We start from the raw sequence: 24,853 nt of genomic DNA, 5'->3' as shown, positions 1-24,853 counted from the left end.
AAGACACCGACTCCGACGCTCGCGACCGACCGCGTTTGCAAGTCGTTGTGGCCGTCGGTCCCGGCGGCCACACGGCACGGCCGTCAGCCCCGGCGGGAGCCCGGGCTGGGCTCTTGCCTGCCGACCTGACGTTCGCGGCCCCTCCCGGTCAGTGTGTCCGCGCCACTATCGTCCCCGAAGTCCGGCGCCTCTTCCCCGCCACGCCCTTCCAGCACAGTGACGGAGCAACTGAGCATCCACACGGCTGGTTTGGGAGCTGGGGCTTGCCCCCTCCGATGCTGCGGTGAACGCGGACCGAGCCGTACCTACTGGGCCCGGAGCGGCCACCGGTGCAATCAGGACCGCACACGCCTGCTCTCATGCACCCATGCCGCGCAAGGTCCGCTCCAGACCGGCGTCGATGCGGTCCATCGTGGCCGCGTAGGCCTCGGGCATGTCGACATCGAGTCGGTCGGCGAGTACGAAGACCCACCACAGGCATTCGGCCAGCTTGTGCCGCAGTTCAGCGTCCACATCACCGTCGATGCCCCACGTCCGCTCGGCGGCGAGCACCAGACGCCCGACGTAGGCGGCATCGTTGGTGAAGCCGACCGCGAGCTCCGGCAGAGTCCATGTCCTGCCCAGTAGACGCTGTTCGAGCTGCTCGTACTGGGCTCGGACCTTCAGGGCCCTGTCGTCGGCCTCGCCAAGTCCGGCCGTGTCGTCGTGCGCCGGCGTCTCGCTCATCTGGGTTTCCTTTCGGATGGTTCTCCGTGTCATCCACGACGCTAGAAGCAGATGCGGACGGAATCGGTCCTGGTTTGCTCGCACGGTGATCGGATCTGTTGGCGGACAGATGACCTCCGTCGTGGACGTGTCCGACGAGCGTGGTTCTCATCGGACGACTCGACGCCACGTCTTCGCTGCCGCCTCCTGCGTACGCTGCGGCCCACATCCCGGTCGGCGGTGTGGTGGAGCGGCACGCTCCCCGCGCTGGACGTCATGGTGTGTCCGCGGCTGACAGCTCGAAATCGGCACGGGATGATTCAACCCCGTTGATCTGGAGGGAGATCGCATGCTGTCCGGGGTGGTAGCGGCGTGTCGTGATCGGCCGGAAGGAATGCTCCCGGGCGACTTGGATCCGGTCGCCCGGCGCAAGGGTGAGGGTGGTGAGTTTGAAGGTCTTGCCGGTCTGTCCCCCGTTGGCCTTGCGGTGGTGCACGATGTAGTCGATCGCGAGCCGCGCCTGGGCATCACCGGTGTTGCGGATCGAAGCGGTGAAACGGACACTTCCGCCGAACGGGACGATGTCCCGGTCCAGATGAGGTCCGTCGACTTCCAGGACCGCAGGAGCGAATCCGAGCAGTTCCAGAGCACCGGGGTGGCCGCGCTTGACGAGGGTGCGCAGCCCGTGGCGCACCAGCCGCTCGGTGGTGGCGTCGGGGCTGTCGAGCCAACGGCGGGCTGCGCCGAGGACGACCTCGGGATGGTCACGGCTGAGGTCGTTGAGATGGTTGGCGACCGAGCGGCGTACGTACTCGCTCTCGTCCCGGTAGAGAGCGTTCAGGATGGGCACGGTCGCTCCGGGACGGGCCATGATGTCCGACACCCGTACCGCCCAGGGAAGGTAGGGGCGGGTGCCTTCGGAGGCGAGCCTGCGCACGTCGACATCGGCCGACCCGGTCCAATCGCCGACGATGGTGCCGAGGGCCCGATCGAGATCGTGCCGCAGCAGCGTCCTGATGGCGAACTCCGAGGACAGGCGCCCGGTGAGACCCGCGAGCAACGCCATCGCGTCGTCGAAGGCCGCCGCCCCGCCCTCCTGAACGGCCCGGGTGGCGAGAGCACCGGTGACCGGCCAGATCAGCCAGCCGGTGAACTGCGGTGTGCCCTCGCTGGCGATGCGGACGGTCCGCGCCAGTGCGGCGTAGTCGCCCGGAAGATCCGCGAGCAGCGCATCGCGCAGCAGGTCGGCGCGCTCCCGCAGGGACAGCGAGTCGATCTGTCCGGGCGCCGCGCGCAGTGCCGTGAGGTCGGCCTCCGGTGCGGCGGCCCGGATGGCGCGTGTAAGGCTCCGGACGGTGTGGCGGCCGATGAGTTCGTCGGCGAACGGCATGGGCCTGTGTCCTTCACGCGAGGTACTGCAGTGTGGTGGTGAGCTGCCAGTCCACGCTGTTGTGGTCGATCGTGGCGTGAACGGGAGAGCCCGCCATCTCACCGGTGATGCCGGCGGCGCCGGCGCGCGCGTGAGGCAGGCTGTCGTAGGCGACGATGTCGATGATGCGTCCGTCGTCGGTCTCGACGATACGTCGCCACAGGAATCCGGGCTGCCGTTGGAGGTAGGCGTTGACATCGGCGTTTGCCTCGACGAAGTCTTTGGCGGTGCGGCCCGGTGCCGGGCGGAGGGTGGTCACCTCAAGTGTCTCGGCCATGGTGTGCTCCGATCTCGTAGCGTGGTGTCCAGTGGTGTCCACTCGACGTGAACCGACCCGTACGGGTCCGGCTCCGCTCGACGGGAAACGGCCCGTACGGGTCCGGCGAGCGGCAGGACGGCTGCGGCGGGTGCCCGCTTCTCGGCATGGGCTGTGCGGCCGGAATGGGGCGGCTCTGCGCGTGTCAGCGGACGAAGGCCTTGGCGGTCAGGCCGTTGATGGTGGTGTCGCCCTGCTGAAATCCGATCATGGCCTCGATCATGTTGTGCGGGTAGTCGAGGGCGGGCGTCGTGAGGCCGTCGAGTTCGGTGATCTGGCCGTCGGAGAGGGTGACGTCGAGGGAGGCGAGGTTGGTGACGAGCTGCTCGCGGGTGCGGGCGCCGACGAGCGTGGACGTGATCTCGGAGCGCTGGCGGACCCAGGCCAGCGCGGTCGCGGCCACGGTGCTGCCGAGTTCGTCGGCGATGCGTCGCAGAGCGTCGAGGAGGACGAACGTGGACTCCGTCAGGTGCGGGGCGGCGTAGGCGGAACGGCCGGAGCCGGCCACCTCCGTAGTGGTGCGCGAGTACTTGCCGGACAGGACGCCGCTGGCCAGGGGGCTCCAGGGAGTGATGCCGAGGCCGAAGCGGCGGGCGGCGCCGAAGGTCTCACCCTCGACGCTGCGGGCGAGGAGGTTGTACTCGACCTGGAGGGCGGCGATGGGCTCCCAGTCGCGCAGCCGGGCGGTGGTGGCGGCCTCTGCGACCCACCAGGCCGGCACGTTGGACAGGCCGATCGCATGGATCTTTCCGGCGCGCACCAGGTCGGTGAGGGTGGACAGGGTCTCTTCGAGGGGTGTGTGCCGATCCCACTGGTGCATCCAGTACAGGTCGACGTAGTCGGTGTTGAGCCGGCGCAGGGAGCCGTCCAGCTGGGCACGGATCGCCTTGCGGCCGGCTCCGCCGGAGTTGGGGTCGTCGGCGGCCGTGCTGCCGCCGAACTTCGTTGCCAGCACCATGCGGTCACGGGCTCCGGAGCGCTTGTCGAAGTAGTGGCCCAGGGTCTCCTCGGAGGCGCCCTTGTTGTACATGTTGGCGGTGTCGACGAAGTTGCCGCCGGCCTCCAGATAGTGGTCCAGCAGTGCGAACGACGTCTCGGGGGCAGAGCCCCAGCTGCCGTCGTCGAAGTTCATCGCGCCGAAAGCCAGAGGGCTCACACGCAGACCGGAACGGCCGAGGGTGCGGTACGAAGTGAGGGACATGGCGTTCCTTTGCGAGCGGGTGGTTGTTCCACCGACAACATTCGCCGCTTGCGAGCATACGAAGAAGGCTGTGTGAGGGTGGGGGTGCCACACCCAGGGACGATCGCCGATGTACGCGGAGAGCGCGCCGTACAAAATCCGAACGCAGAAGCACGGCAGGACGTCCGGGGCCTGTCGCCGACAACCCGGCCGTTACCCACCTCCCGGCCGCGACCCGCCTCCTGGCCGTCAGCCCCGTCAGCCCCGTCAGCCCCGTCTGCGCGGTCGAGCCGGCCGCCCGGTGCGCTCTGCGGTCCTGCGAAAGGAACTCCGCAACCCGGTCAGTTGGCTCGAGCGGTCGCGGTGTGTGAGGCCATCGTCTTGCGCGGCATGCCGGCGAGGGACGTGTCTCGCAGTGACCGGCACAGGGCGTCGGTCGCCTCCTGGTAGACGTCCGAAAGCGCGGACTGGATACCGGCGCCGACGTCACACTCCGCGTCGGGAGTCGAGGCGGGCATTCCGAATACCCGTTCGTCAGGGAGCGATTGGTAGATGTCCAGGAGAGTGATGTCCGTTGCGGCGCGAGCGAGGCTCCATCCGCCGTGTCTGCCGTGGGTGACCGTCACCAGTCCGCCGTCCTTCAGCTGTCCGAGGCAGCGCCGGATGACCACTGGATTGGCATTGACGCTGGTCGCGATGCGCTGTGACGGTACGACCGCGTTGTCGGACCCCCGACCGTCGGGGCGCAACCCCTGGTAGGCGGCCGCCGTACGCCGCCGACACTCGCTACAATTGGCCGCTTGCCCCAGTCGACAGGTCGGAAATTGCAGCAGTCACAGAACGAACTCGGCGCCTTCCTGCGTGCGAACCGCGCCCGCACCGAGCCGGCCGACGTGGGCCTGCCCGCCGGTGGCGGCAGCCGCAGAGTGCAGGGCCTGCGGCGGGAAGAGGTAGCGGTCCTGGCCGGCGTGAGCGTCGACTACTACGCGCGGCTTGAACAGGGGCGCGAGCGCCACCCCTCACCCCAGGTCGTCGACGCGGTCGGCCGGGCGATGCGACTGACGCCGGATGCGCGGACACACCTCTTCCGGCTGGCCGGTCTGCATCCCGCGCTCACATCGGCCGCAGGCCGCGACCTGGTCCACCCTTCACTGCTCCACCTGCTGGACGCCTTCCCGGCGGCCGCCGCCTACGTGCTGAGTCCCGCCTTCGACGTACTGGCGAAGAACACCGTCGCCACCGCACTCCTGGCGCCCTTCGAGGGCACCTCGAACATGCTCCGTGTGCTGTTCCAGCACTCCCGTGCGCGCGAGGTCTTCGCCGAGTGGCCCGTGGTGGCGCGCGCCACGGTGCACGCGCTGCGGCTGCACGCGGGCCGGTTCCCCGACGACCCCGGCATCATCGACCTCGTCTCCGAGTTGCGGGCGTCGCCGGAGTTCCGGCGACTGTGGCAGGAGAACGAGGTGGAGAACATGGCCCGCGCGTTCAAGGTCTTCGTGCTTCCCGGGATCGGTCGCATCGAGCTGACCTATCAGACCTTCGATGTCCATGACGCGCCCGGACAACAGCTCCTGGTCGGGGTTCCCCAGCCGGGCAGTCCGAGCGCCGAAGCGATCCAGTCCCTCACCGCGCAGGTCAGGCCGGGCACGGTCACCGCATGATGTGCCGCCGACACGATGCGGTGCCAGGGTTCCGCGCCGACCGCGACGCATGCAGGACCGCACCGCTCGAGGCACCCGGATAGATTCGGCCCATGATCGCTACCTCCGCCCGGCTGCTGCGGCTGGTGTCACTGCTGTCCAGCAGGCCCACCTGGTCCAACGCGGATTTGGCGCGGCAGCTGGACGTCACCGAGCGCACCGTGCGCAGGGACATCGACCGGCTGCGTGAGGTCGGATACGGCGTGGAGTCGATCCCGGGACCAGGCGGCGGCTACCGCTTCGGCGCGGGCAACCGCATGCCCCCCTTGAACCTGGACGACGACGAGGTCTTCGCCGTGGCCTTGGCACTCAGGGAAGCCGCACACGGTGCGGCCCCCGGCGCCGACCCGGCAGCACTGTCGGCCCTGCTGAAGCTCCGGCAGATCCTGCCCACCCGGATGGCGAAGCGCCTGGCGGGCCTGGACGCCACCGTCGAACACACCCCGCGCTGCGAGCCGCCCCGGGAATCCGCGGACGTGCTGTTGCTGCTGGCCTCCGTCTGCCGGGCATCCGAGCGCACCACGCTCACCTACCGCGACACGCACGGCAGGACCACGGTCCGAAACGTCGATCCGCACCGTCTGGTCTACACCGGCGTCCACTGGTACTTCGTGGCCCGTGACGTCGACCGCGGGGCCTGGCGAACGTTCCGTGTCGACCGAGTGGTCGACGCCCGGTCCACCGGAGAAGTGGTCGACCTTTCCGATGCCCCGGACGCCGCGCAGCTCGTCTCCGACACCATCACCCGCACCGGATACCCCCTCTTCGCCCGCGTCCGGCTCCCGCTGCCCTACGACGACGCCCGCCGACTGGTCGCCCCCATCGTCGCCACTCACGAAGCCGACGGCCCGAACGCCACGATCATCACCATCGGCGGATCCGACCCCGGCCAGCTCGCCGGCTATCTCCTGAGCCTGCGCACACCGCTGGAGATCCTGTCACCGAAGTCCGTCCGCGCAGCACTCCTCGACCGCCTCGACGCCCTCTACCGCGGCAACAGATCACCCCGATCGCACCCCGACGGACAGAAGTGAGGTCGCCGCGGGAAAGGTCGGTGGAAAACCAGGACCACACCTGTCCGGATCTGCTCCTAGCCTGAATGAGAGGCACAAACCGCCGAGCGCCTGGCCGCTCGGGCCGGGCCTTCCCCCTCAGCAATTCTTCACACAGGAGCACCTCATGGCAGCCACCCCCCGCCTACTGGTCTACGGAGCCACCGGCTACACCGGAAAGCTCGTCGCGGAACACGCCAAGCAGTCGGGCCTCGACGTCGTCGTGGCTGGCCGGAACCAGGAGCGCGTCACGGCACTCGGCGAGGAACTCGGCGTCGACAGCCGCGCCTTCCCGGTCGACGACCCCGCACTCCTGACCGCCGCACTCGACGACATCACGGTGGTCCTGAACGTCGCCGGCCCCTTCCACCGCACCGCACGCCCGCTGATGGACGCCTGCATCGACAACGGCGTGCACTATCTCGACACCACCGCCGAATACGACGTCTTCGCCACCGCGCGCTCCCGGCACACCGAGGCCGCAGCCGCCGGCGTGATGATCATGTCCGGTGTCGGCTGGGACGTCGTACCCAGCGACTGCGTCGCCGCCCACGCCGCGGCGCGCGTCGCCGAACCCGTCAGCCTGCGCCTCGCGCTCAAGCTCCTCAGCGCCACCGCCGAGGAGGCGGAAGGCCTCAATCTCTTCTCCCGCGGGTCCATCATCAGCGCCACCGAAGGCATCGGCGACCTCGGCGTACTGGTCCGTACCGACGGGGACATCGTCGCGCTGCCGGAGCCCAGGACCGCCTCGTTCGACTTCGGTGACGACGGCCCGGAGGAGTGCGTGTCCGTGTCCATGGGCGACCTGATCACCAGTCACTACGCCACGGGCATCCCCTCGATCGAGGTGTACGTGCAGATCGGCCGGCCGCTTCCCATCGACCTGGACCTCTCGACGCTGCCCGATGGGCCGACCTCCCAGGAGCGGGAGGTGGGACGCAGCAAGATCGTCGCCGAGGTCACCGGCCGGGACGGCAGCGTGGCCCACGCCCTGATCGACACACCGACCGGCTACCGGTTCACTCAACTCTCGTCCGTGGAGATCGCCCGCCGCGTACTGGTCGGCTCGTTCACACCGGGCTTCCAGTCGCCCTCCTCCGCATACGGCCCCGAACTGGCCCTCGCCATCGCCGACACCCAGATCAAGGACCTCTAGGACGGACGGCTGACCGCACGGGTTCGCTTTGTCGGCGAGTTACGAGAACGCCTGTAGCTCAACGACGGGAACGCCCCCTTCCACTGAAGAGTGATGTCGCTGAGTTTCGAGAACACCCCGGTGCTTGATTCGGAATCCTGGTTGTGCTCTGCACGACGAGGAGGCCCGGGTGCTGCCGAAGCCCAAGATCGATCTGTACGCGGCGATCCGCCGCGACGCCAGGACGGGCATGTCGCCGCGGGCGCTCATGCGGAAGTACGGCGTCGGCTTCGAGACCGTACAGAAGGGCCACGGTGTCGGCGTTTGGACGAGCACGATGCCGCCGACATCTCCTACCGGATGGTCCGCGGATACGTCGCTGTCCGCCGTGAGGAGATCCCCCTGCAGGCCGGCAAGGGAGTCGTGGACGCCTTCGTCCCCCAGACCCACACACCCGGTGCGGAGGCCGAGGTCGACTTCGGGGACGTTACGGTGAAGCTGGCAGGCGACCTGGTGACCTGCTACTTGTTGGCGTTCCGGTTGCCGTACTCGGGCAAGGCCGTCCATCGCAACCAACGCCTACGACGGCACTCACCTCAACCTCAACCGGTCACCCTGGACCCAGTTCGTCGTCGACACCACGGCACCGGTATGACGACGCGGACCGTACGGAGTCGGTGACGGCTCCGCTGGGTGCGCAGGCGCTGTTCGGATACGACTCGGCGGGTCGGCTGACGAAGGCGACGAGCCGTGCGGGTCTGGTTACGACGGTCGAGTACGACCTGCTGGGGCGGGCGAAGAACGCCAAGTACGGGGTGAACGCGGCCGGGGTTGCCGAGTCGACGGCCACGTACGTGTACGACGCGGTGGACCTCCCGAAGACAATCACGGACACCCAGGCCGGCACGGAGAGCTTCGGCTACGACGCCTACGACCGGCTGAAGACGGTGACCGGCCCGACGGGCAGGGTGGGCTACGACTACGACGCCGTGGACCGCCGCAAGGAGATGACGGCGGCCGGGACCACCACGCTCTACGGCTACGACACCTCCAGCATCCTGACCTCCGTCACTGCGGGTGGGCAGGAGGTGCGGTTCGGTCTGGGCGCGGTGGGCCGGGAGAAGACGGCGACGCTGCCGGGCGGCATCACACGCACCACGACGCTCGACAAGACCGGTGTGGTCTCAGCGATCGACTACGCGCGGGGCACCACGGATGTCGGCGATTTGATGTACACGTGTGCACCCGGGGCCTCCAGACGGGCTTCACCGACAGCCTGGCCTCGCTCTGCCGGCGGCCGAGACGGGCGCGGTGTTCGGCAAGGACAACCGGGTCACGTCCCTGGGCGGCCGCTCGTTCACGTACGACGCCGACGGACAGCTCAAGTCCGACGGCAAGAGGACGTACGACTGGAACGCGCGGGGCCAGTTGTCGGGCGTCACCCCCACCGGGGGCGGATCCGCGGGCCTGTTCACCTACGACCCCTACGGCAAGCCGACCAGTTCGGGTGCGGCCTCGACGAACCCGTACACGTTCACGGGCCGCGAGTTCGACGGCACGGGCCTGCTCTACTACCGCAACCGCTACTACGACCCGGAGTCGGGCCGTTTCATCTCCCAGGACCCGACCGGCTACGCGGGCGGCACGAACCTCTACCAGCGCGCGCTCAGCTCCCCGACGACCTACACCGACCCCACGGGCAACTCCCCGATGCTGGCCGCCTGCGTCATCGGGGGCCTCGGCGAGGCGGGCCTGGACTGGCTCGGCCAGCGCTCTCCGGACACAAGGTCAACTGCAGACTCGGGAGAAATCCTACGGCGAGGCGGAGGGAAGGCCGCAGAAGTGGCTCGACCGGCGCTTCATCCCACCGCCAGCTGTCGGGGAACGGATGGACCACGACGAGGGCGTGCAGGGTGCGGAGACCACGGCGGTGTGAGCGCAGCGCATCTACGCGGCCATGGAAGAAATCCTGCGGAACCCCTGCGAGTACCAGATCATCGTGACGTACGGCGGCTCTCTGACGTGCGTCGTGGCGTCCTGGATCAAGATGCGATCGAGTGTCAGCCGGCTATGCCGGCTTCCGGGCGCCCCGAGCGACCATGCTGGGTCCGTACAAGCGGGTGATGACGAGATTCTGCGGGGCGATCTGGATCCGCCGCGCACCGACTCCTGTCGACTCGCCGACATTCGAGTAGGAGCCGAGGGCCCGGCCGAGACCGTCTGCCCCTCCGGACAAGGCAGACAGCGCCGGCTCAGGCGTCCGGCTGAGCCGGGCCCGTGGCGGGTGGCCAGCTTCGCAAGGTCATGTCGGCCACCTGCTGGAGGACGTCGCGAGTGATGCCGCCGGCGGCCTGGACGGCGATGCCGTTCGCCACGGTCATGAGGTGACGGGCGAGGAGTTCGGGATCGGCGTCGGGACGCAGGTCGTCTTCGTCGACGGCCTGCTGCAAGCGGTCGCGGAGGAGCGAGACGTGCTCGTCGCGCCACGCGACGAGCATGTCGCGGGCCTGGCTTCCCGGCTCACCGGCGGCGAGCGATCCCTGGACGCCGAGGCACCCGGCGGGGCAGCCGGGGCGGGTGGTGGCCAGGACGGAGCCGGCCAGGAACGCGGCGGCCACCTGCCGGGCGGTCGGTTCCCGCAGGGCGCGGGCTCCGTACGAGGCGGGGCCTTCGGTGTAGCGCTCCAGGGACTTGCGGAACAAGTCCTCCTTGTTGCCGAAAGCCGCGTACATGCTGGTGCGGGTGATGCCCATGGCGTCGGTGAGGTCGGCGAGGCTGGCGCCTTCGTAGCCCTGTTTCCAGAAGACCCGCATGGCCTGTTCGAGGGCCTCCTCGGCGTCGAACCCCCTCGGCCTGCCGATCGATGTCTTCCGCCGCGTCTCCATACGAGCGATCATACCTCTTCCGTACCGATCGATACAGATGTGCTACGGTCCCTTTCTGTATCGATCGGTACCGAACTTTGTCGAGGTCATTCGTATGGGACAGCTTGAAGGTAAGACCGCCGTCGTCACCGGCGGCGGCACCGGGATAGGTCTGGCCACCGCCGTCCGACTGGCGGCCGAGGGCGCGCACGTGTTCATCACCGGCCGGCGTAAGGCCGTGCTGGACGCGGCCGTCGAGACCATCGGCCCGGCGGGGGCCACGGCGGTGGTGGGCGACATAGCCGACCTGGCCGACCTGGACCGGCTCTACGAGACGGTCCGCGCGCGGGGCCGGGGCCTGGACGTGCTGTTCGCCAATGCCGCGGCCGCGTCGTTCGCGACGCTGGAGGAGGTCACCGAGGAGCACTTCGACGAGACCTTCGACGTCAACGTCCGGGGGACGGTGTTCACGGTCCAGAAGGCCCTGCCGCTGCTCAACGACGGCGCGTCGGTGATCCTGAACTCCTCCGTGCGCGCCGACGACGGTGTCGCGGCGTTCGGCGCGTACGCGGCCTCCAAGGCGGCGATCCGGTCCTTCACGCGGACCTGGGCCAACGAACTCAAGGACCGTGGCGTCCGGGTGAACGCGATCTCCCCGGGCACCATCGACACCCCCGGACTCGACGCCGTGGTCGCGGGAGACGCACCCCTCACCAAGTCCCAGTTCGCCGCGGAGGTCCCCCTGGGCCGGATCGGGCGCGCCGCCGAGGTCGCCGACGCGGTGATTTTCCTCGCCTCCGAGCAGAGCAGCTTCATCCTCGGAGCCAACCTGTACGTCGACGGCGGCGAGAACCAGATCTGACCCCGGCGTACGCGACCCGAATGACACACCCCGAAATCCAGAGGACCAGAAAGGTCATCATGTCCGACACCGACCTGCGCGAGTTTTTCCAGCGCTACATCGACGCACTCAACGCTCACGAGTTTCAGCGCATGACCGAATTCATTCACGACGAGCTCGTCATGAACGGCCGCCCGATCACGCGGGACGACGTAATCGCCGAGTTGGAGGGGCACGGCGACGCGGTGCCGGACTTCACCTGGCGGGTCCAGGACCTCGCCGTCGAGGGTGATCGCGTGGCGGCCCGTCTGTTCAACAAGGGGACGCCCGCGAAGGAGTGGTTCGGTCTGACCCCCACCGGTGCCACAGTCGAGTACGCCGAATACGCCTTCCACAAGGTCCGTGACGGGCGCTTCTACGAGATGAACTATCTGATCGACGCCCAGGCAGTTCAGCGACAGCTGGTCGGCTGACGTCCAGGTCGGCCATACGTCAGCATCTCTGAGAACCGTTCGCGCGCCGCGCACAGTCGGTCGGGCCCGCAGGTTCCCGGGGGCGCCGGCCACTGCGCGAGATGCGCCTGCGCGGCGGTCATGGCCGTGGCCCGGGCCACGGCCATGACCGCCGCGCCGGACTGCACCTTTCATCAGCCGGACTGAACACGCTGTCCAGACAGCCCCGTTCGCTCTTCCACCCAGAAACGGTGGACAGCCCAGCCGGCGCCGAACACAGCGGTCGTCCAGACGATGACTTCGGCGAGAACAATTGCCGGGTCCATGTGGGATGTGGCCGGGGTGGCAGCACGATCATCTGCACGACGGCGCCCACCGGAACCCTCAACGCCGCGAGCAAGCCGATCAGTCCAGGCCGCTCCTTGGCTTGAGGAAGCTGAACCTTCCTTGCCCGTCCTCGTGAACGAACTCGCAGCTCGCCCAGCGAGCACATCACCGAGCTGAGATCAGAAAGGGCTGTGCGCGGCTGATCATGGATGCGTCAGTTCCGTGGGCTGTGTCGAGCGGCGACGACTGCCTGCCCGCCCGCGCGGACGCGCTGTTCGAGTCGACCGACGCCGGGCTGTGCACGGACGGACCTGTCCGGTCACTGGCCGACCTCGCGTTGGCGCCCGAACACCGTCGCGGACACGGCGGTCTGTATGTGCTGGTCCGCAGGGGAGTGTCAGTTGGACGTCGTCATCCAGGTGTCGGTGGCGCAGGCCCGGTGACTTGGTGCTTGGCGCTGACGCGTGGTGCTCATCTGCTACTGACATGACTGACGAAGGGGCATGTCGTTCTCGTGCAGACCGCTATAGCGGTTGCTGGGTTTGCCCTGGGCGACTTGTAGGAACTGTGGAAGCCCTGCCGTGAGTTCGACGGTCGAGCCGACTTCATGGACGGGGTGCCGACCGTCCTGGAGGAGGCGGCGTGGACCGACGGGGCCTCGATGATCCAGACGCTGACCCGGATCGTGCTGCCGCTGATGGGGCCGGGCATGACGGTCGTGATGATCTACACGTTCATCCAGCTCTGGGGGAACTTCCTCGTCCCCTTCATGCTGCTGCTCACCCCCGACCAACTGCCCGCGTCCGTATCGATCTTCACCTTCTTCGGCAACTACGGCTCGGTGGTCTACGGCCAGTTGGCGGCGTTCTCGATCCTCTACTCCACGCCGGTGCTGCTGCTGTACATCCTGATCTCGCGCCGGCTGGGCGGGGGCTTCGCGCTGGGCAGCGCGGTGAAGGGCTGAGTTCCGGCCGGACCGGATTCGGCCGGGGCTGAACCGGTGGGCCCTGAAAGAGCGTCTACATCGTTGTAGTTCGCTGTAGCCAACACGGGAGCCCCACCATGGAGCACTACCAGACGACCGAGCCGGTTGCCGTCACGACCACCGAGTTCGGTTCGGACGCCGTCAAGTCGCTGTCCCGGGCGGTGGCTCGGGCGGCCGGCCGCGAGAGCGCCGCCGTGGGCACCGAACACCTCCTCCACGCGCTTCTCAGCGATACCGAAGAGCCTGGGGCCGCCTTGGTTCCCAGTCGCCCGGAGTCCATCACGATCTGCGGGCAGATCCGGGCCCGCGACGTGCGGGACTGGGCACGTGACGACAGCGGGCGCACCGAACCGGACTCCGGCATGGACGGCACCGACAGCACACGCGGGCATGACGCCCTCGACGACGCCGGCGAGGTGGACGCCGTCTGGCGGGAAGCGCTGTGGTTCGCGAGCCAGTCCGAACGGAGCCTGCGGGGGAGGGGCGCGCGTGCCCCCGAGGCGTCCGGGGCGCTGCGGCGGACCCTGCTCGGCGCCCTGCGGCTGGCCCGCGAGGAGGGCGCGCAAGACGTGCACGAGCGGCATCTGGCGCGGGCCCTGCTGGAGACACCCGGGAGCAGGGCGCTGGAGGCCCTGTCGCTGCGCCGGGTGGATGTGGCCGCGGCGGCCTCCGCACTGGACGCCCAGGCCGAAGCGGTACGCGCGGGCGCCGAGCCCTGGCCCGCCGAGGCCGAGGCCGTACTCGGCAGCGTAAAGCTGCTGCGGGGGGCCGGGCTGCTCGGCGAGCGAGGGGTGTGGTGGACGCGCGGCATGATGTCGTGGATGGCGCGCACGGCGGGTGACGGTTCGCCGCTCGTGCTGGTGATCAGCAATCAGGCCCAGCGTCAGGCCGTACGGTATGGCAGGACGGAGACGGAGCCGGTGGATCTGCTGCTCGCCGTCATGGCGGTGGACCGGGCGCTCACCGTCGCCGGGGTGTCGCTGCCCGAGAAACTGCTCGTGGTCAACTCCGCGGCGGACACGCTGCGTTCGGCCGGGATACGGCAGGCGGATCTGGTCCGCGCGGCGACGGCGGCGGCGGAGCCGCCGGCGCGGTACGCCGTTGCGGGTGATGTGGACCGGTCCGCGGAGACGGACAAGGTGGTGGCCTCGGCCCGGCTGCTGGCGGCGGAGCGGAAGGACGAGACGGCCGGCACCGCGCATGTGCTGATCGCCCTGCTCGACGACCCCGAGGGCCCGGCCGCCCAACTGCTCCGCGAGTGCGGCGCGGACCCGGCCGCGCTCCGTACCCGCCTCGAAGCATCGCTCGGAGCCACCCCCGCGGCCTGACACCTGTCCTCGGATGCCGGGCGTGCCGCGAGCCCGCCCGCCCGGCGCCCCGAAGGACGGACCGCTCCAGAAGACCGACTCCGCCTCGAACATCCGGTTCTCCGGGACCGTCTTGAGGCGCGTGACCGCCTCCGCGAGCGGCACCATCGACACCGATGTGCCGTTCAGCGCCGTCATCCTGCCGAAATCGAGCCCTCGGCCGGGTGCGCTCCTGGACCTCAGGACTACGCACGCTCCCTGTGAGGAGCCGTACCGCTCCAGCAGGTCCGCGCGCGGCCCACCCGGTCGGTGCGCGCCAGCGCGTAGGCGAGCGTGCCGAGGGCGGTGAGCCGGGGGCCGGCCGAGGAGACCCGCTCCAGCACCGGCGTGAGATGTCTGATGCCGGCCTCGGTGTCCACCCGGCTCTCGGCCAGGGCGAGTTCGACGAGCAGGTCCGGATCGCAGTGCTGCTCGTCACCCGGCGGTACGCACGGCCGCAGCAGCTCCACACAGCGGCTGCGCCGTATTCCGTCGAGCTGCGCCGACTCGCCGTCGCCGCGCGAGGCCAGCGCAACGAGGATCGGCAGCCCGGCCAGTCGGCGGGCCGTGTGAGCGAGCGACCGCAGCGACGACCGGTCCGCCACCTGGGCGTCAGCGACGGCCGTGTGGCGGACCCCGAGCGGCCAGGGACCGCACCGAGCCGTGCAGTTCGGCCAGAGCGTCGTGGGAGACCTCGGTGGCGCCGTAGTGGAGCCCGGGTCCGCCGCGGCCTGGATGCCGCTGGCGCGGCCGGACGGAGCGGCACCGAGGTGAGGGTTTCGTGCGAGACCGCCACTTCCAGCAGGACGAGTACGGCGCCCAGCGCCCCGTCCTGTCGGACCTGGCCAGCCCGGGACTCCAGGACCCGCAGTCCCAGACGCCGCGCGTCGGCGGCGAGTGCGCGGATCAGCGTGGTCCTGCCGATGCCGTCGGGGCCGTCCAGGACGACCAGTGAGGGGAGCCCCGCGGCCGTACGCCGGACCATCGCGCCGAACAGGGCCAGTTCGTGCTCCCGCTCCACCGGTCGAGGGGACAGCTCACCGGCCGGTGTGTCCGAGGGCCCGGACCCGTCCGAGGCGACGATCATGACCGAGTTCCACCTTCCTGGGTGGTGACTGCACCTGTACCCGTGATCCCCCCGGACACTTGGATGCATTCGGCGGTGCCCCGGGGGCCGGGAGGGCGGAGGTGCCGCGAGGAGTGCTCCTCAGCGGGTTGTGGGTTCCCCGCCCACACGGTGGGGGTTCGGTCCGACCACGGGCTTGCCTGTTCGAGTTGGCCGGCCAGGCGGAAGAGGCGGGACTCGAGCCCGTAGCCGGCGGCGAACTGCATACCGATCGGGAGCCCCGTCTCGGCGTCGGCCGTCATGGGTACGGACATGGCGGGCGTGCCCGCCACGTTGAATGGCATGGTGAACGGCGAGTGTTCGAGGACACGGCCGATCCAGCCCGCGCCGTCCAGCGTCTCGGCGCCCTCGGTATGGGCGCCCAGGGCCGCGGGAAGCTCCGGCAGGATCGGCGTGAGCAGCATGTCGTACGCGGCGAAGTACCGTGCGAGGCTTCGGGCGACCCGGTTGCGGATCCCGAGCGCGGTGACGAACTGGGCGCCGCTGACCCGCTGCCCGTAGTGGTAGCCGGCCAGGGTCACGGGCTCAAGGGTTGAGGAGTCGACGGGCCGGCCGAAGGCGGCGGCCAGCTGGTCGACCGATGCCGCGAGGTTGGCGGTCCACAGCACAGCGTTGGCCTGGACGAATTCCTCCCAGCTGGCCCCGAGGTCTACCTCGACCTCCACCACCTGGTGGCCGAGGGCTTCGAGCAGACACATGGTGCGGCTCAGGGCGTGCGCCACCGGCGCGGTCGTGCGGCGTCCGCCCCATGCCTGGGCCAGGACCCCGATCCGCAGCGAGCCCGGAGGGCGGGTGACTTCCACCGCGTACGGCCGGGACGGCTCCGGGGCGACGTAGGGGTCACCCGGCTCCGGGCGGCGTATGCGGTCGAGCAGCACCGCACTGTCGCGCACCGTGCGGCTGACGCTGCCCTGCACGGCCAGACCGCTGAACAGCTCGTCGAAGTCGGGTCCCATCGAGACCCGGCCACGGGTGGGCTTCAGCCCGAAGAGACCGTTACAGGAGGCCGGGATGCGCAGCGAGCCGGCCGCGTCCGTCGCGTGTGCGATCGGCACCACCCCGGCGGCGACGGCCGCGGCCGAGCCCCCGCTGGATCCCCCCGCGCTCCGCTCCAGGTTCCACGGGTTGCGGGTCGCGCCGTAGAGCACCGGTTCCGTGGTGACGCTGTAGGCCATCTCTGGTGTCGCGGTACGGCCGATGGTCACGAGACCGGCCCGGCGGAAGCGCCGCATCAGAGAGGAGTCGACGCTCGCGACATTGCCGGCCGCGAGACGGCTGCCCAGCTCCGTCCGCCTGCCGGCCATGGCGACCCCGATGTCCTTGATCAGGAACGGGACTCCGCCCAGCGGTGCCCGGCGGGGGCGCGGATCGTCGTCGGCCGGCCATGTCTCCACGACGGCGTTGATCTGCGGATTCACCGCCTCCGCGGCCTCCCGCGCGGCTGCCTCCAACTCTGCGGAGGTCACCTCGCCCTTGGCGACCAGCTCCGCGAGCCCGACGGCGTCGAAGTTCACGTACTCGGCAACTCTCACTACCACTCCTGGGAAAGGACCACGACGCACGCCGGGAGATAGGGAACGGCACCGGATTTGTGCCGCGCGGGTCACGCTGCGGCGCGATGGACAGGACATCCCCGAGGGGAGTGCTCCGCCGGACACGTCCCGGGGCGTGTCTTTCGGATCTTGCCGGGCCCGGTCCATGGCACACGGCCCGCCGCGTTGTTGTCGGCTGCCGACGCTCCGCGTCGGCTCCTTCCGCCCTGCGATCGCACGCACTTGACGCCGCACGCTCTGTCGAGCGGGCGGGCGGCACCATGTGTCAGCACGGCCTAGGCGGCACGCCACTTATGTGCCAGCGCGGCTGCCTCGCCGCGCGAGTTGACCCCCAGCTTGTCGAAGATGTTCGCGATGTGGAACTTCACCGTCGACTCGCTGATGTGCAGTTCCTGGGCGATGTGCCGGTTGCGCCGCCCGAGGGCCAGCTGCTGGAGCACCTCCAGCTCCCGTGCACCCAGCCCGGTCAGCGGGTCCTGGCGCGGAGCGTCGGGCGGTGCGAGGGGAATGTCGATGGTCACCGTCGTGCCCCACCCCGGTACCGCGTCGACCTCGATCCGCCCGCCGAGCGGCGTCAGCCGTTCCGCGACCCGGCGTGCGTCGAAGGAATCCCGGGACAGCGCCCCGGGCCCGTCGTCCCGCACGGTGGCGCGCAACTGGGCAGGGCTCACCTTCCAGCCGATGTGGATCCGGCTCACCCGACCGCTGTCCGGCCCGAGTGCCTGGTCCTCCAACGAGGCGTGCACGGTGGCCCGGACCGCCGCCGACGCCGTGTCGACGACATCGCTGGGCAGCAGCCGGTCGGCGCCCTCCTCCACACCGGGTGTGCCGAGGTCCAGCCGTACGTTGCGGGCACGCAGTATCCGGCGCAGCGAGTTGGCGAGCCGCTCAAGGGCATCCGCGGCCCGCTCCTCCACCAATGCCCGGTCGAGCTCCGCACGCGAGCGCAGTTCCGCCAGGGCGGTGACGGCGAGGTCGACGGCCCGGGTCCGGGCAGTGGTGTCGTCCAGGCCGCGGTCGCGCAGGACACCCAACAACGCGCCGAGCGCGGCTCCGTGCGCGTCGCCGAGCTCGGAGATGGTGCGGGCGCGGGCGGCCGACGCGGCGCGTGAGACGGCCAGCGTTCCGGGGACGATCTCGGTCCGCATGCCTTCCCGGTGCGCGGTCAGCAAGTCCCACAACGCCTGGGCGGGCGCCAGACGCTCCTCGGGCAGCGGGGTGTTCCCGGTCCGTACGAGGACCAGCAGGGCGCCGGGTTCGTTGATTCCGCTGGCCAGGGCCACAACCGGAATCTCGGCGCCCGCCAGCCGCGCCGGCCCTTGCCAGCTCCCCCCGGCCGGCACCAGGGGCCGCAGCGCATGTACCTCGGCGGTGGTGATGGCCGTGCCGGGGGCACCCGGAGACTCCCCGTAGACCTTGAACGGGGCGTACGGGCAGTTGGCGGAGAGATCCGCGAGCCCACGGTGCGGAATCGCTTCGTCCAGGGCGGCGGACAGGCGCGGCAGAGTCTCGATCAGGGGCGCCCGGATCACGTCGAGTGGTGCCATCGGGTCCATGGGACACAGCGTAATCAGCCCGCCCCGTGCTCCCGCTGTTCTTTCAGGCAGCCACGACCGTACGAAAGGACAGCGGGAGCGGAGCCGTCCCTGCTGAGGATGGAGGCGTTGTCAATGATCCGCCGTCAGGGCGGCTACGCACGTGACAGGAAGTGACAGACGTGAAGGCGATCGTCTACAAGGACTACGGCGGCTCCGAGGTCCTGCGGCTCGCTGAGGTCGAGGAGCCGCACGCCGGCCCGGGCCAGGTCCGGCTGAAGGTCATGGCTGTCGGTGTCAACGGCCTGGACTACAAGATCCGACACGGCTGGTTGCAGCAGGTGTTCCCCGTGACCTTCCCCGTCATCCCGGGCATGGAAGCGGCCGGCGTCGTCGACGAGGTCGGCGAGGGCGTCACCGGCATCTCGGTGGGGGACGAGGTGATGGGTATGACCACGACCGGCTGCTACGCCCAGTACGCCCTGGCCGCAGACGTGGCGCTCAAACCGGCCGCGCTCGACTGGGAGTCGGCCGCCGCACTGCCCGCCGCCGTCCAGACCTCCCACGGCGTACTGGACGTCCTCAAGGTGACTCGCGGTGAGACGCTGCTGATACACGGGGCCGCCGGCGTCGTCGGCTCCGCCGGTGTCCAGCTCGCCGTCGGCCTTGGCGTCACCGTCATCGGTACCGCGTCCGAGGCCAACCACGACTACCTGCGGTCCCTGGGGGCCGTACCTGTGGTGTACGGCGACGGCCTCGTCGAACGGGTTCATGCCGTCGCCCCCCAGGGCATCGACGCTGTGTACGACGCTGCGGGGTACGACGCCCTGGCAGCCTCCGTCCTCCTGCGCGGCGGCACCACCGACCGCGTTGTCACCATCGCGGACCAGCGGGCCGCCGAACTGGGCGTCGAGTTCTTCATGGGCACGCCCGGTCCGTTCGCGGCGGAGCTCGCGGACTACGCCCGACTCGCCGCCGACGGCCAGCTGCGCATCCGTATCGACCGGAGCTTTCCGCTCGCCGACGCCGCCGAGGCCGAGGAACTGAGCGAAGCCGGCCACCCGCGCGGCAAGTTGATCCTCCTCCCGTGACGGCCGGGCGGCGGGCCGACGCTCGCGGCCGGGCGTCGGCGATGGCGATGGCGATGGCGATGGCGAATTCTCCTTCCGTCATCTGGCAGTCGGTGCGAAGCACCTTCGTGACGACTGGCCACTTCCGTTGAAATCAGAGGAGTCGAGATGAAGGCGATCAAGAGGGCCACCGTCGGAATCATGGGTGGTTTGGCACTGGGAACGATTTCCCTCGGTGGGCGCGTCATCGGCATCGGCCCAGGCACCGGTCGCGTCCGCGAGTACCTGCGACGAGGCGATCGACTTCGCCCAGTCGCTGCTCGGGTGGGACACCCGTGACCACCACGCCCTCCAGAACTACCTGGACATGGGAATCAGGGAGGGCTGGTTCTTCGGCGTTCACGAAGAGCAGGCGCGTACGGCGTACAACCACTTGAGAAACCACTGTCCCCAGGGCCAGACCCGCACGGACAACCTCCGGGACATCCTCACTGCTTCTAATGTTCGGGTCGCTGGGGCAGGGGCCGACGAGGGGCATGGGTAGAGCGACATCGCCCTCTACGGCGACCGGCTCACCTGGAAGCAGTCCGTCACCAAGCCCCTGCGACTGAACCTGGCTTTCGCGGTCACGGTCAACGGCGAGACCCTGACCGGCATGTCCAAGACCGGACGCCCTCCGGCTTCGAAGGTCACCGGCCTACGCCGCACCGTCCCGGCGACCGGAGGACACTGAACATGAGGAAACTCCCGTACCTCCTGGCGACGCCGACCGCGCCAGCGACCCCGGCCACCGCGAGTGCGCACCTTCGCCCCCTGAGTGTCGCGGCGCGGCACAACCGCGCGACGGCGGCATTGAGCGCGGGGTAGGGGCCGGGGGCAGGCGAGCTTGCCCGGAGCGATCGGCCGCGACCCGCACCGCGTACGGTTGGACGAGGTGAGTCTTCAATTGGTGTCCGGGCGCTTCCGTCCCGGTCGGCAGCAGGGCGGTAGGGAAATGGCTGAGGACGGCCGGGCCGCGAGGCGTCCGCACGGTGAGCTCGTCGCGGACGTGCTGGCGATTCTCTGGCGGGCCGAGACGCCGTTGACGCCGCAGCAGATCGGTGACGCCCTTGGACGGGATCTGGCGAGGACGACGGTGACGACCATCCTCGCCCGTCTCTACGAGAAGGGGACGCTCACGCGGACCCGCGAGGGGCGGGGTTTCGCCTACGCCGCGGTGGACGACGCGGCCGGCCTGGCGGCCGGGCGCATGCGACGGGAGCTGGAGCGTGAGCCGCAACGCGACCTGGTGCTGAAGCGGTTCGTGTCCTCGCTGTCCGAGGGCGACGAGGAGGAGCTGCGGCGTCTGCTCCTGGAGACCGGGGACAGCGAATGACGCTGGTCCTGGCCGTGGTCGTCCTGACGTTGGTACTTCCGTGGGGCGCGGCGGCGGCCACTCTCCGGCTGGCCGCGCTCCTGCCGCCGCGGGAGGCGTGCGTGGCGCTGACGGGTGCGGCGGCGCTGCTGGCCGGTGGCACCGTGTCGGCGCTGATCGGTCTGTTCCATGTGCCCTTCCTCGCCTCCCTCGAACGGATACCGCTGTCGCGGTCGGCGGCCGAGTGGCCGGCCACCGTGCCGGTCGCCGCTGTCGCCGGTGCCCTGTTGGCGGTTCAGGCGGTGCTGTTGTTCCGCCGCTGGTACGAGCACCGCTCGCTGCTCGCGCGGGGCTGGGCGTCCACCGGTGACGCGGTGCCCGACGGCGACCTGCTGGTGGTGCCGGGCAGTGCCCCGCAGGCTTTCGCGCTGCCTGGGCTGCGGAAGAAGGGCGGGCGGATCGTGGTGACGACGGGCATGCTCGGGGTCCTTGGTCCCGCGGAGCGCGAGGTGTTGCTCGGTCATGAGCGGGCCCATCTGGCGGGCCGTCACCATCTGTTGTCTCTCACCGCCTATCTGTCGGCCGCGGTGCATCCCGCGTTGCGGCCGCTGCACCGGGCACTGGACTTCCATCTGGAGCGGTGGGCGGACGAGACGGCGGCGGCGTCGGTGGGCAACCGGCGCCTGGCCGCTTCCGCGATCGCGCGGGCGGCGCTGGCCGGTGCGTCCGCCGAGGAGGCGGACGGGCGCCGCGGCCCGCTGCTGTCGGTGGGGACGGGGCCGGTCCCGCGACGTGTTGAAGCCCTGCTCCGGCCGGCACCGGTCCGGCCACGGGCACGCGGTGCGCGGGCGGCCCTGGCAGGACTCGTGACGGCCGTCACGGTTTCGGCGCTGCTGGGGCTGATCCTGGCGTACGGGCTGCACGAGTACGTGGAGCTCGCCGCCGAGGACGTACGCGCCCGACGGGACGGTCGAGCGACGACATCAATGTAGACCAAAACCTGGCGCGCAAGTATCGTTGGCTCCGAGTTGCTTCACACGCCTCTCCAGGCGTGGAGCACCGCGCGAGCCCGGGGTCAGAGGTGACATCCCCCTCCCCAGCGATTGGATGCGACGTGTACGACAGGGGGAGCGGATCGTCGAGTCCATCCGAACAGACCGTGCGTCTCCTGGCCGCGGCCGGCCGGGCCGTGGACACGCTGATGGCCGAGCGGTTGCGTGCGCGCGGGCTGAGCTCCCACCACCAGCTGGTCCTGGAAACGCTGGCCGATCTGGGCCCGCACGCCCGGCGCGATCTCGCGGCGCGGATCGAGATGCCGGCGGCCGAACTCTCGCGGGCGATCGGAGACCTCGCGGCGCGGGGCCTGGTGCAGGTGATGGTCGTCAATATCGGCGGCAGGCACGAGGTGGTGACGCTCACGCCGGCCGGTACGGCGGAACTCAGGGCGCTCCAGGACGACATGAAGTCGGTGCAGGACCTGTTGCTGGCATCCATCACGCGCGGTGAGCGCGCCCAACTGCACTACATCCTGCGGCGGGTGTGCGCGACGGCCGCCCGTGCCGGTGCGGGGGAATCGGCTACGTCCCCGGCCCCGCCGGGTGGATCTTCGTAGCTCGTCCTGAAACGGTGTCCGGTCCGCCGAGCGTGAGGATGTCGTCGGCATGCCGCGACACGAGGGCAAGGTCGTGGCTGACCAGCACGACGGCCAGCCCCCGGGTCGTCCGCAGGTCCCGCAACAGCGCCATGACGCCGACGGCGGTGTCCGCGTCGAGTGCGGAGGTGACCTCGTCGCACAGCAGGACGTCGGGCTCGGCGGCCAGGGCGCGGGCGATGGAGACCCGTTGGCGCTGGCCGCCGGAGAGTTCGTGGGGGTAGCGGGCGGCGAAGTTCTCCGGGAGGCCGACGGCGTTGAGGAGTTCCGGGACCCGGGCCGCCCGCCGGTCGGCGGGCAGCGCGAGGTGCAGTTTCAGCGGCCGGGCGAGCGTGGAGCCCACGGTGCGGGCGGGGTTGAGGGCACCGAGCGGGTTCTGCGGGACCAGTTGAATGCGGCGGCGCTGGTCGCGGCCGCGCCGCCGGTGGGTTCCGGTGAGCGGGCGGCCGTGGAAGGTGAGGGTTCCGCCCGTGGCCGGGTGCAGCCCCACGAGAGTGCGCACCAGCGTGGTCTTGCCGGAGCCCGAGGGACCGACGACCGCGGTCAGGGCGCCGGGACGCACGTCGAGGTCGAGGCCCGTGAGCACCTGGCGGCGGCCGGCCCCGGTCCCGACATGGGCACTGAGCGAACGCACCGTCAGAACAGCTCCATCTGCTCGGACTTGGTGTCGCGCGGTCGCCCGCGTCAGGTGGGTGACGGAGTCCTCCCGGTCGGGCGTTCGGGTGGCGGCCGGGCCGAGGACGAGGGTGTCGTCTGCGCAGTCGGCGACGAACCCGGGGTCGTGGCTGGCGAGGGCGATCGCGAGGCCGTGATGGTGCGCGAGGTCGCGCAGGAGGCCGGCGATCTCGTCGCGCAGCGCGGCGTCGAGTCCGGCGGTGGGTTCGTCGAGGAGGAGGATCTCGGGGCGGCGCGCGAGGGCGCGGGCGAGGGCGACGCGGCGTTGCTGGCCGCCGGACAGGGCCTGGGGGCGGCGGCGCTCCAACTGCTCACCGGTGGGCAGCCGGACCTGTTCGAGCAGGTCGAGCAGTGCGGTACGGGACTTGTCCGCGGCCGTCTCGGTGATGAGCCGGCCCACCTTCATCCGGGGGTTGAGGCCGGATGCGGGGTCCTGGCCGAGGAAGGCCAGACGCTCGCGGCGAAGATGGCGCAGCCGTTCGGGTGCCAGGGTGAGGATGTCGTGCCCGAGGACGGTGACCGTTCCGGCGGTGACGGCCGCGTCCGGCGGCACGGCGCCGACGAGGGCGCGGAGCAGGGTGGTCTTGCCCGCGCCGGAGGGGCCGGTGACGGCGTGGATACGGCCCCGCTCCAGGGTGAGGCCGGCGTTGTCGAGCAGGGCGGTGCCGTCGGGCAGGGCGATGGACAGTGCGGTGACCCGGGCGGCGGCCGGGGCGGTATGGCTCATAGGGGTGTCTCCGGGCTGGGCCGGGCGGGCGCCAGGGCGTCGGCGGCGAGGTTGACGCTGATGGCGAGCAGTCCGATGGCCAGACAGGGCGCGGCCACGGCCAAGGGGTTGAGCAGGATGCCGGGGGCGTTCTCACGGATCATCAGAGCCCAGTCCGCTTCGGGGGGTTGGGGTCCGAGTTGGAGGAACGCGGCGATGGAGACGATGTAGACGCCTTCGACGAAACGCAGTCCGAACAGGGCGAGGAGGGTGGAGCGGAGGTTGGGCAGCACTTCGCGGGCCATGAGGTACCAGAGTCGTTCGCCTCCGGCGGAGGCGGTTTCGACGTAGCCGGTGGCGGCGACGGGTGCGGCGGCGGCTGCGACGACCCGCACGGCGTAGGGGATGCCGAGGACGGTGGCGGCCACGCCGACGGCCAGGCGTCCGCCGGAGGGCCAGGCCAGGGCGATGAGCATGATGCCCAGGACGGCCGGCAGCAGGATGGCGAGGTCCGCGGCGCGTTCGACCCACCGGCCGAGGCGCGGGCGCAGGGCGGCGAGGATGCCGAGTGCGGTGGCGGCGGCGGTGACGGCCAGGGCGATGGCCAGGGCCGTGGCGATCAGGGGGGCTCCGCCGGACAGCAGCCGGCTGAGGACGTCGCGGCCGAGCAGGTCCCCGCCGAGTGCGGCGGTGTCGTCCGCCGGGCCGTAAGGCGCGGTGAGGGGGCGGTCGATGGCGTGCGGTGCCAGCAGCGGGCCGGTCAGCGCGAGGACCAGGAGCAGTAGGGCCGGCAGTGCTCGGACCAAAATCCGTGCACGAGAGGGTTGTTGACGTGCCGTCAGGGAAGAAGC

At 70.3% G+C, this 24,853-nt stretch carries 25 protein-coding genes and 4 pseudogenes; 17 read left to right on the top strand and 12 right to left on the bottom strand.

All coding sequences use genetic code 11. The annotated features are described in order from the left end of the window. Nucleotides 1-357 precede the first annotated feature (357 nt). The 5 genes from P3L51_RS05005 to P3L51_RS04985 form a co-directional block, all read right to left on the bottom strand. On the bottom strand, nt 358-726 hold the full coding sequence (locus tag P3L51_RS05005; RefSeq protein ID WP_354603802.1) for a nucleoside triphosphate pyrophosphohydrolase family protein: 369 nt from the start codon (nt 724-726) through the stop codon (nt 358-360). Between the two features lie 253 nt (nt 727-979). Next, complete coding sequence (locus tag P3L51_RS05000) at nt 980-2,095, bottom strand: DNA alkylation repair protein (RefSeq protein ID WP_354603801.1); 1,116 nt, start codon at nt 2,093-2,095, stop codon at nt 980-982. Between the two features lie 13 nt (nt 2,096-2,108). Next, a complete protein-coding gene (locus P3L51_RS04995) occupies nt 2,109-2,411 on the bottom strand; it encodes a hypothetical protein (RefSeq protein ID WP_354603800.1) in 303 nt (100 codons plus the stop codon). 184 nt (nt 2,412-2,595) lie between these two features. Continuing rightward, the gene (locus P3L51_RS04990; RefSeq protein ID WP_354603799.1) at nt 2,596-3,651 is read right to left on the bottom strand and encodes an aldo/keto reductase; all 1,056 of its coding nucleotides are present in this window, start codon (nt 3,649-3,651) and stop codon (nt 2,596-2,598) included. A gap of 320 nt (nt 3,652-3,971) precedes the next feature. Then, nucleotides 3,972-4,379 (bottom strand): Rrf2 family transcriptional regulator, encoded by a 408-nt coding sequence (locus P3L51_RS04985; protein ID WP_354603798.1) that lies wholly within the window; start codon nt 4,377-4,379, stop codon nt 3,972-3,974. Between the two features lie 75 nt (nt 4,380-4,454). Between P3L51_RS04985 and P3L51_RS04980 the strand changes: the two genes are divergently transcribed. The 5 genes from P3L51_RS04980 (at nt 4,455) to P3L51_RS04955 (ending at nt 9,641) form a co-directional block, all read left to right on the top strand. Next, nucleotides 4,455-5,291, top strand: coding sequence for a helix-turn-helix transcriptional regulator (locus tag P3L51_RS04980; protein ID WP_354603797.1), 837 nt, complete (start codon nt 4,455-4,457; stop codon nt 5,289-5,291). A 92-nt stretch (nt 5,292-5,383) separates the two neighbouring features. After that, nucleotides 5,384-6,364, top strand: a complete 981-nt coding sequence (locus P3L51_RS04975; protein WP_354603796.1) for a helix-turn-helix transcriptional regulator — start codon at nt 5,384-5,386, stop codon at nt 6,362-6,364. A gap of 145 nt (nt 6,365-6,509) precedes the next feature. Continuing rightward, nucleotides 6,510-7,538, top strand: coding sequence for a saccharopine dehydrogenase family protein (locus P3L51_RS04970; RefSeq protein ID WP_354603795.1), 1,029 nt, complete (start codon nt 6,510-6,512; stop codon nt 7,536-7,538). A 303-nt stretch (nt 7,539-7,841) separates the two neighbouring features. Then, nucleotides 7,842-8,198, top strand: coding sequence for a hypothetical protein (locus P3L51_RS04965; RefSeq protein WP_354603794.1), 357 nt, complete (start codon nt 7,842-7,844; stop codon nt 8,196-8,198). A 558-nt stretch (nt 8,199-8,756) separates the two neighbouring features. Then, the gene (locus tag P3L51_RS04955) at nt 8,757-9,641 is read left to right on the top strand and encodes an RHS repeat-associated core domain-containing protein (protein ID WP_354603793.1); all 885 of its coding nucleotides are present in this window, start codon (nt 8,757-8,759) and stop codon (nt 9,639-9,641) included. 128 nt (nt 9,642-9,769) lie between these two features. On the opposite strand, the gene P3L51_RS04950 is transcribed toward P3L51_RS04955, so the two are convergent. Further along, the gene (locus tag P3L51_RS04950) at nt 9,770-10,402 is read right to left on the bottom strand and encodes a TetR/AcrR family transcriptional regulator (RefSeq protein WP_354603792.1); all 633 of its coding nucleotides are present in this window, start codon (nt 10,400-10,402) and stop codon (nt 9,770-9,772) included. Between the two features lie 94 nt (nt 10,403-10,496). Here P3L51_RS04950 and P3L51_RS04945 point away from each other — a divergent pair, with 94 nt between their 5' ends. The 5 genes and pseudogenes from P3L51_RS04945 (at nt 10,497) to P3L51_RS04925 (ending at nt 14,314) form a co-directional block, all read left to right on the top strand. Then, nucleotides 10,497-11,243, top strand: a complete 747-nt coding sequence (locus P3L51_RS04945; protein WP_354603791.1) for an SDR family NAD(P)-dependent oxidoreductase — start codon at nt 10,497-10,499, stop codon at nt 11,241-11,243. A 59-nt stretch (nt 11,244-11,302) separates the two neighbouring features. Then, nucleotides 11,303-11,695: an ester cyclase gene (locus P3L51_RS04940; protein WP_354603790.1), complete on the top strand. Its 393-nt coding sequence runs from the start codon at nt 11,303-11,305 to the stop codon at nt 11,693-11,695. Nucleotides 11,696-12,206: 511 nt separating this feature from the next. Further along, nucleotides 12,207-12,395, top strand: a pseudogene (locus P3L51_RS04935) (hypothetical protein); the annotation flags it as partial. A 207-nt stretch (nt 12,396-12,602) separates the two neighbouring features. Beyond that, nucleotides 12,603-12,965 (top strand): annotated as a pseudogene (locus tag P3L51_RS04930) (ABC transporter permease subunit); the annotation flags it as partial. Nucleotides 12,966-13,063: 98 nt separating this feature from the next. Then, on the top strand, nt 13,064-14,314 hold the full coding sequence (locus P3L51_RS04925) for a Clp protease N-terminal domain-containing protein (RefSeq protein ID WP_354603789.1): 1,251 nt from the start codon (nt 13,064-13,066) through the stop codon (nt 14,312-14,314). Between the two features lie 69 nt (nt 14,315-14,383). Here P3L51_RS04925 and P3L51_RS04920 read toward each other — a convergent pair. Further along, a pseudogene (locus tag P3L51_RS04920) lies at nt 14,384-14,503 on the bottom strand (6-phosphofructokinase); the annotation flags it as partial. 35 nt (nt 14,504-14,538) lie between these two features. Further along, a complete protein-coding gene (locus P3L51_RS04915) occupies nt 14,539-14,937 on the bottom strand; it encodes a hypothetical protein (protein ID WP_354603788.1) in 399 nt (132 codons plus the stop codon). 176 nt (nt 14,938-15,113) lie between these two features. On the opposite strand from P3L51_RS04915, the gene P3L51_RS04910 reads away from it, so the two are divergent. Then, a complete protein-coding gene (locus tag P3L51_RS04910) occupies nt 15,114-15,287 on the top strand; it encodes a hypothetical protein (protein WP_354603787.1) in 174 nt (57 codons plus the stop codon). Nucleotides 15,288-15,415: 128 nt separating this feature from the next. On the opposite strand, the gene P3L51_RS04905 is transcribed toward P3L51_RS04910, so the two are convergent. Then, entirely contained in the window at nt 15,416-16,990 is a 1,575-nt protein-coding gene (locus P3L51_RS04905) for an amidase (RefSeq protein ID WP_354603786.1), read from the bottom strand. Between the two features lie 296 nt (nt 16,991-17,286). Beyond that, nucleotides 17,287-18,567: a LuxR C-terminal-related transcriptional regulator gene (locus P3L51_RS04900; RefSeq protein WP_354603785.1), complete on the bottom strand. Its 1,281-nt coding sequence runs from the start codon at nt 18,565-18,567 to the stop codon at nt 17,287-17,289. 161 nt (nt 18,568-18,728) lie between these two features. On the opposite strand from P3L51_RS04900, the gene P3L51_RS04895 reads away from it, so the two are divergent. The 6 genes and pseudogenes from P3L51_RS04895 to P3L51_RS04870 all read left to right on the top strand — a co-directional run bounded on the left by P3L51_RS04895 (nt 18,729) and on the right by P3L51_RS04870 (nt 22,582). After that, on the top strand, nt 18,729-19,637 hold the full coding sequence (locus tag P3L51_RS04895) for an NADP-dependent oxidoreductase (protein WP_354603832.1): 909 nt from the start codon (nt 18,729-18,731) through the stop codon (nt 19,635-19,637). Nucleotides 19,638-19,851: 214 nt separating this feature from the next. Then, entirely contained in the window at nt 19,852-20,160 is a 309-nt protein-coding gene (locus P3L51_RS04890) for a hypothetical protein (RefSeq protein WP_354603784.1), read from the top strand. A gap of 3 nt (nt 20,161-20,163) precedes the next feature. Continuing rightward, nucleotides 20,164-20,349: pseudogene (locus P3L51_RS04885) on the top strand (hypothetical protein); the annotation flags it as partial. Nucleotides 20,350-20,610: 261 nt separating this feature from the next. Further along, entirely contained in the window at nt 20,611-20,991 is a 381-nt protein-coding gene (locus P3L51_RS04880; RefSeq protein ID WP_354603783.1) for a BlaI/MecI/CopY family transcriptional regulator, read from the top strand. Continuing rightward, nucleotides 20,988-21,962 (top strand): M56 family metallopeptidase, encoded by a 975-nt coding sequence (locus P3L51_RS04875; protein WP_354603782.1) that lies wholly within the window; start codon nt 20,988-20,990, stop codon nt 21,960-21,962. The genes P3L51_RS04880 and P3L51_RS04875 overlap by 4 nt, the downstream gene beginning before the upstream one ends. A gap of 167 nt (nt 21,963-22,129) precedes the next feature. After that, nucleotides 22,130-22,582 carry a MarR family winged helix-turn-helix transcriptional regulator gene (locus P3L51_RS04870; RefSeq protein WP_354603781.1) on the top strand — a complete coding sequence of 151 codons (453 nt, stop codon included), beginning with the start codon at nt 22,130-22,132 and terminating at the stop codon, nt 22,580-22,582. On the opposite strand, the gene P3L51_RS04865 is transcribed toward P3L51_RS04870, so the two are convergent. Both P3L51_RS04865 and P3L51_RS04860 read right to left on the bottom strand, forming a co-directional pair. Beyond that, entirely contained in the window at nt 22,548-24,023 is a 1,476-nt protein-coding gene (locus tag P3L51_RS04865; protein WP_354603780.1) for an ABC transporter ATP-binding protein, read from the bottom strand. The genes P3L51_RS04870 and P3L51_RS04865 overlap by 35 nt on opposite strands. Further along, nucleotides 24,020-24,808 (bottom strand): ABC transporter permease subunit, encoded by a 789-nt coding sequence (locus P3L51_RS04860; protein WP_435594376.1) that lies wholly within the window; start codon nt 24,806-24,808, stop codon nt 24,020-24,022. Before P3L51_RS04860 ends, P3L51_RS04865 begins: the two co-directional genes overlap by 4 nt. Nucleotides 24,809-24,853 lie beyond the last annotated feature (45 nt).

Source organism: Streptomyces panacea (assembly GCF_040560175.1).
GTDB classification, from domain to species: domain Bacteria; phylum Actinomycetota; class Actinomycetes; order Streptomycetales; family Streptomycetaceae; genus Streptomyces; species Streptomyces panacea.
This window is presented reverse-complemented; position numbering and strand designations above follow the sequence as displayed.

Excerpts from the sequence above, each read along its gene's own strand:
- P3L51_RS05005 (WP_354603802.1), bottom strand. The coding sequence starts at position 726 with ATGAGCGAGACGCCGGCGCACGACGACACGGCCGGACTTGGCGAGGCC.
- P3L51_RS05000 (WP_354603801.1), bottom strand. The coding sequence starts at position 2,095 with ATGCCGTTCGCCGACGAACTCATCGGCCGCCACACCGTCCGGAGCCTT.
- P3L51_RS04995 (WP_354603800.1), bottom strand. The coding sequence starts at position 2,411 with ATGGCCGAGACACTTGAGGTGACCACCCTCCGCCCGGCACCGGGCCGC.
- P3L51_RS04990 (WP_354603799.1), bottom strand. The coding sequence starts at position 3,651 with ATGTCCCTCACTTCGTACCGCACCCTCGGCCGTTCCGGTCTGCGTGTG.
- P3L51_RS04975 (WP_354603796.1), top strand. The coding sequence starts at position 5,384 with ATGATCGCTACCTCCGCCCGGCTGCTGCGGCTGGTGTCACTGCTGTCC.
- P3L51_RS04970 (WP_354603795.1), top strand. The coding sequence starts at position 6,510 with ATGGCAGCCACCCCCCGCCTACTGGTCTACGGAGCCACCGGCTACACC.
- P3L51_RS04950 (WP_354603792.1), bottom strand. The coding sequence starts at position 10,402 with ATGGAGACGCGGCGGAAGACATCGATCGGCAGGCCGAGGGGGTTCGAC.
- P3L51_RS04945 (WP_354603791.1), top strand. The coding sequence starts at position 10,497 with ATGGGACAGCTTGAAGGTAAGACCGCCGTCGTCACCGGCGGCGGCACC.
- P3L51_RS04940 (WP_354603790.1), top strand. The coding sequence starts at position 11,303 with ATGTCCGACACCGACCTGCGCGAGTTTTTCCAGCGCTACATCGACGCA.
- P3L51_RS04925 (WP_354603789.1), top strand. The coding sequence starts at position 13,064 with ATGGAGCACTACCAGACGACCGAGCCGGTTGCCGTCACGACCACCGAG.
- P3L51_RS04900 (WP_354603785.1), bottom strand. The coding sequence starts at position 18,567 with ATGGACCCGATGGCACCACTCGACGTGATCCGGGCGCCCCTGATCGAG.
- P3L51_RS04880 (WP_354603783.1), top strand. The coding sequence starts at position 20,611 with ATGGCTGAGGACGGCCGGGCCGCGAGGCGTCCGCACGGTGAGCTCGTC.
- P3L51_RS04875 (WP_354603782.1), top strand. The coding sequence starts at position 20,988 with ATGACGCTGGTCCTGGCCGTGGTCGTCCTGACGTTGGTACTTCCGTGG.
- P3L51_RS04865 (WP_354603780.1), bottom strand. The coding sequence starts at position 24,023 with ATGAGCCATACCGCCCCGGCCGCCGCCCGGGTCACCGCACTGTCCATC.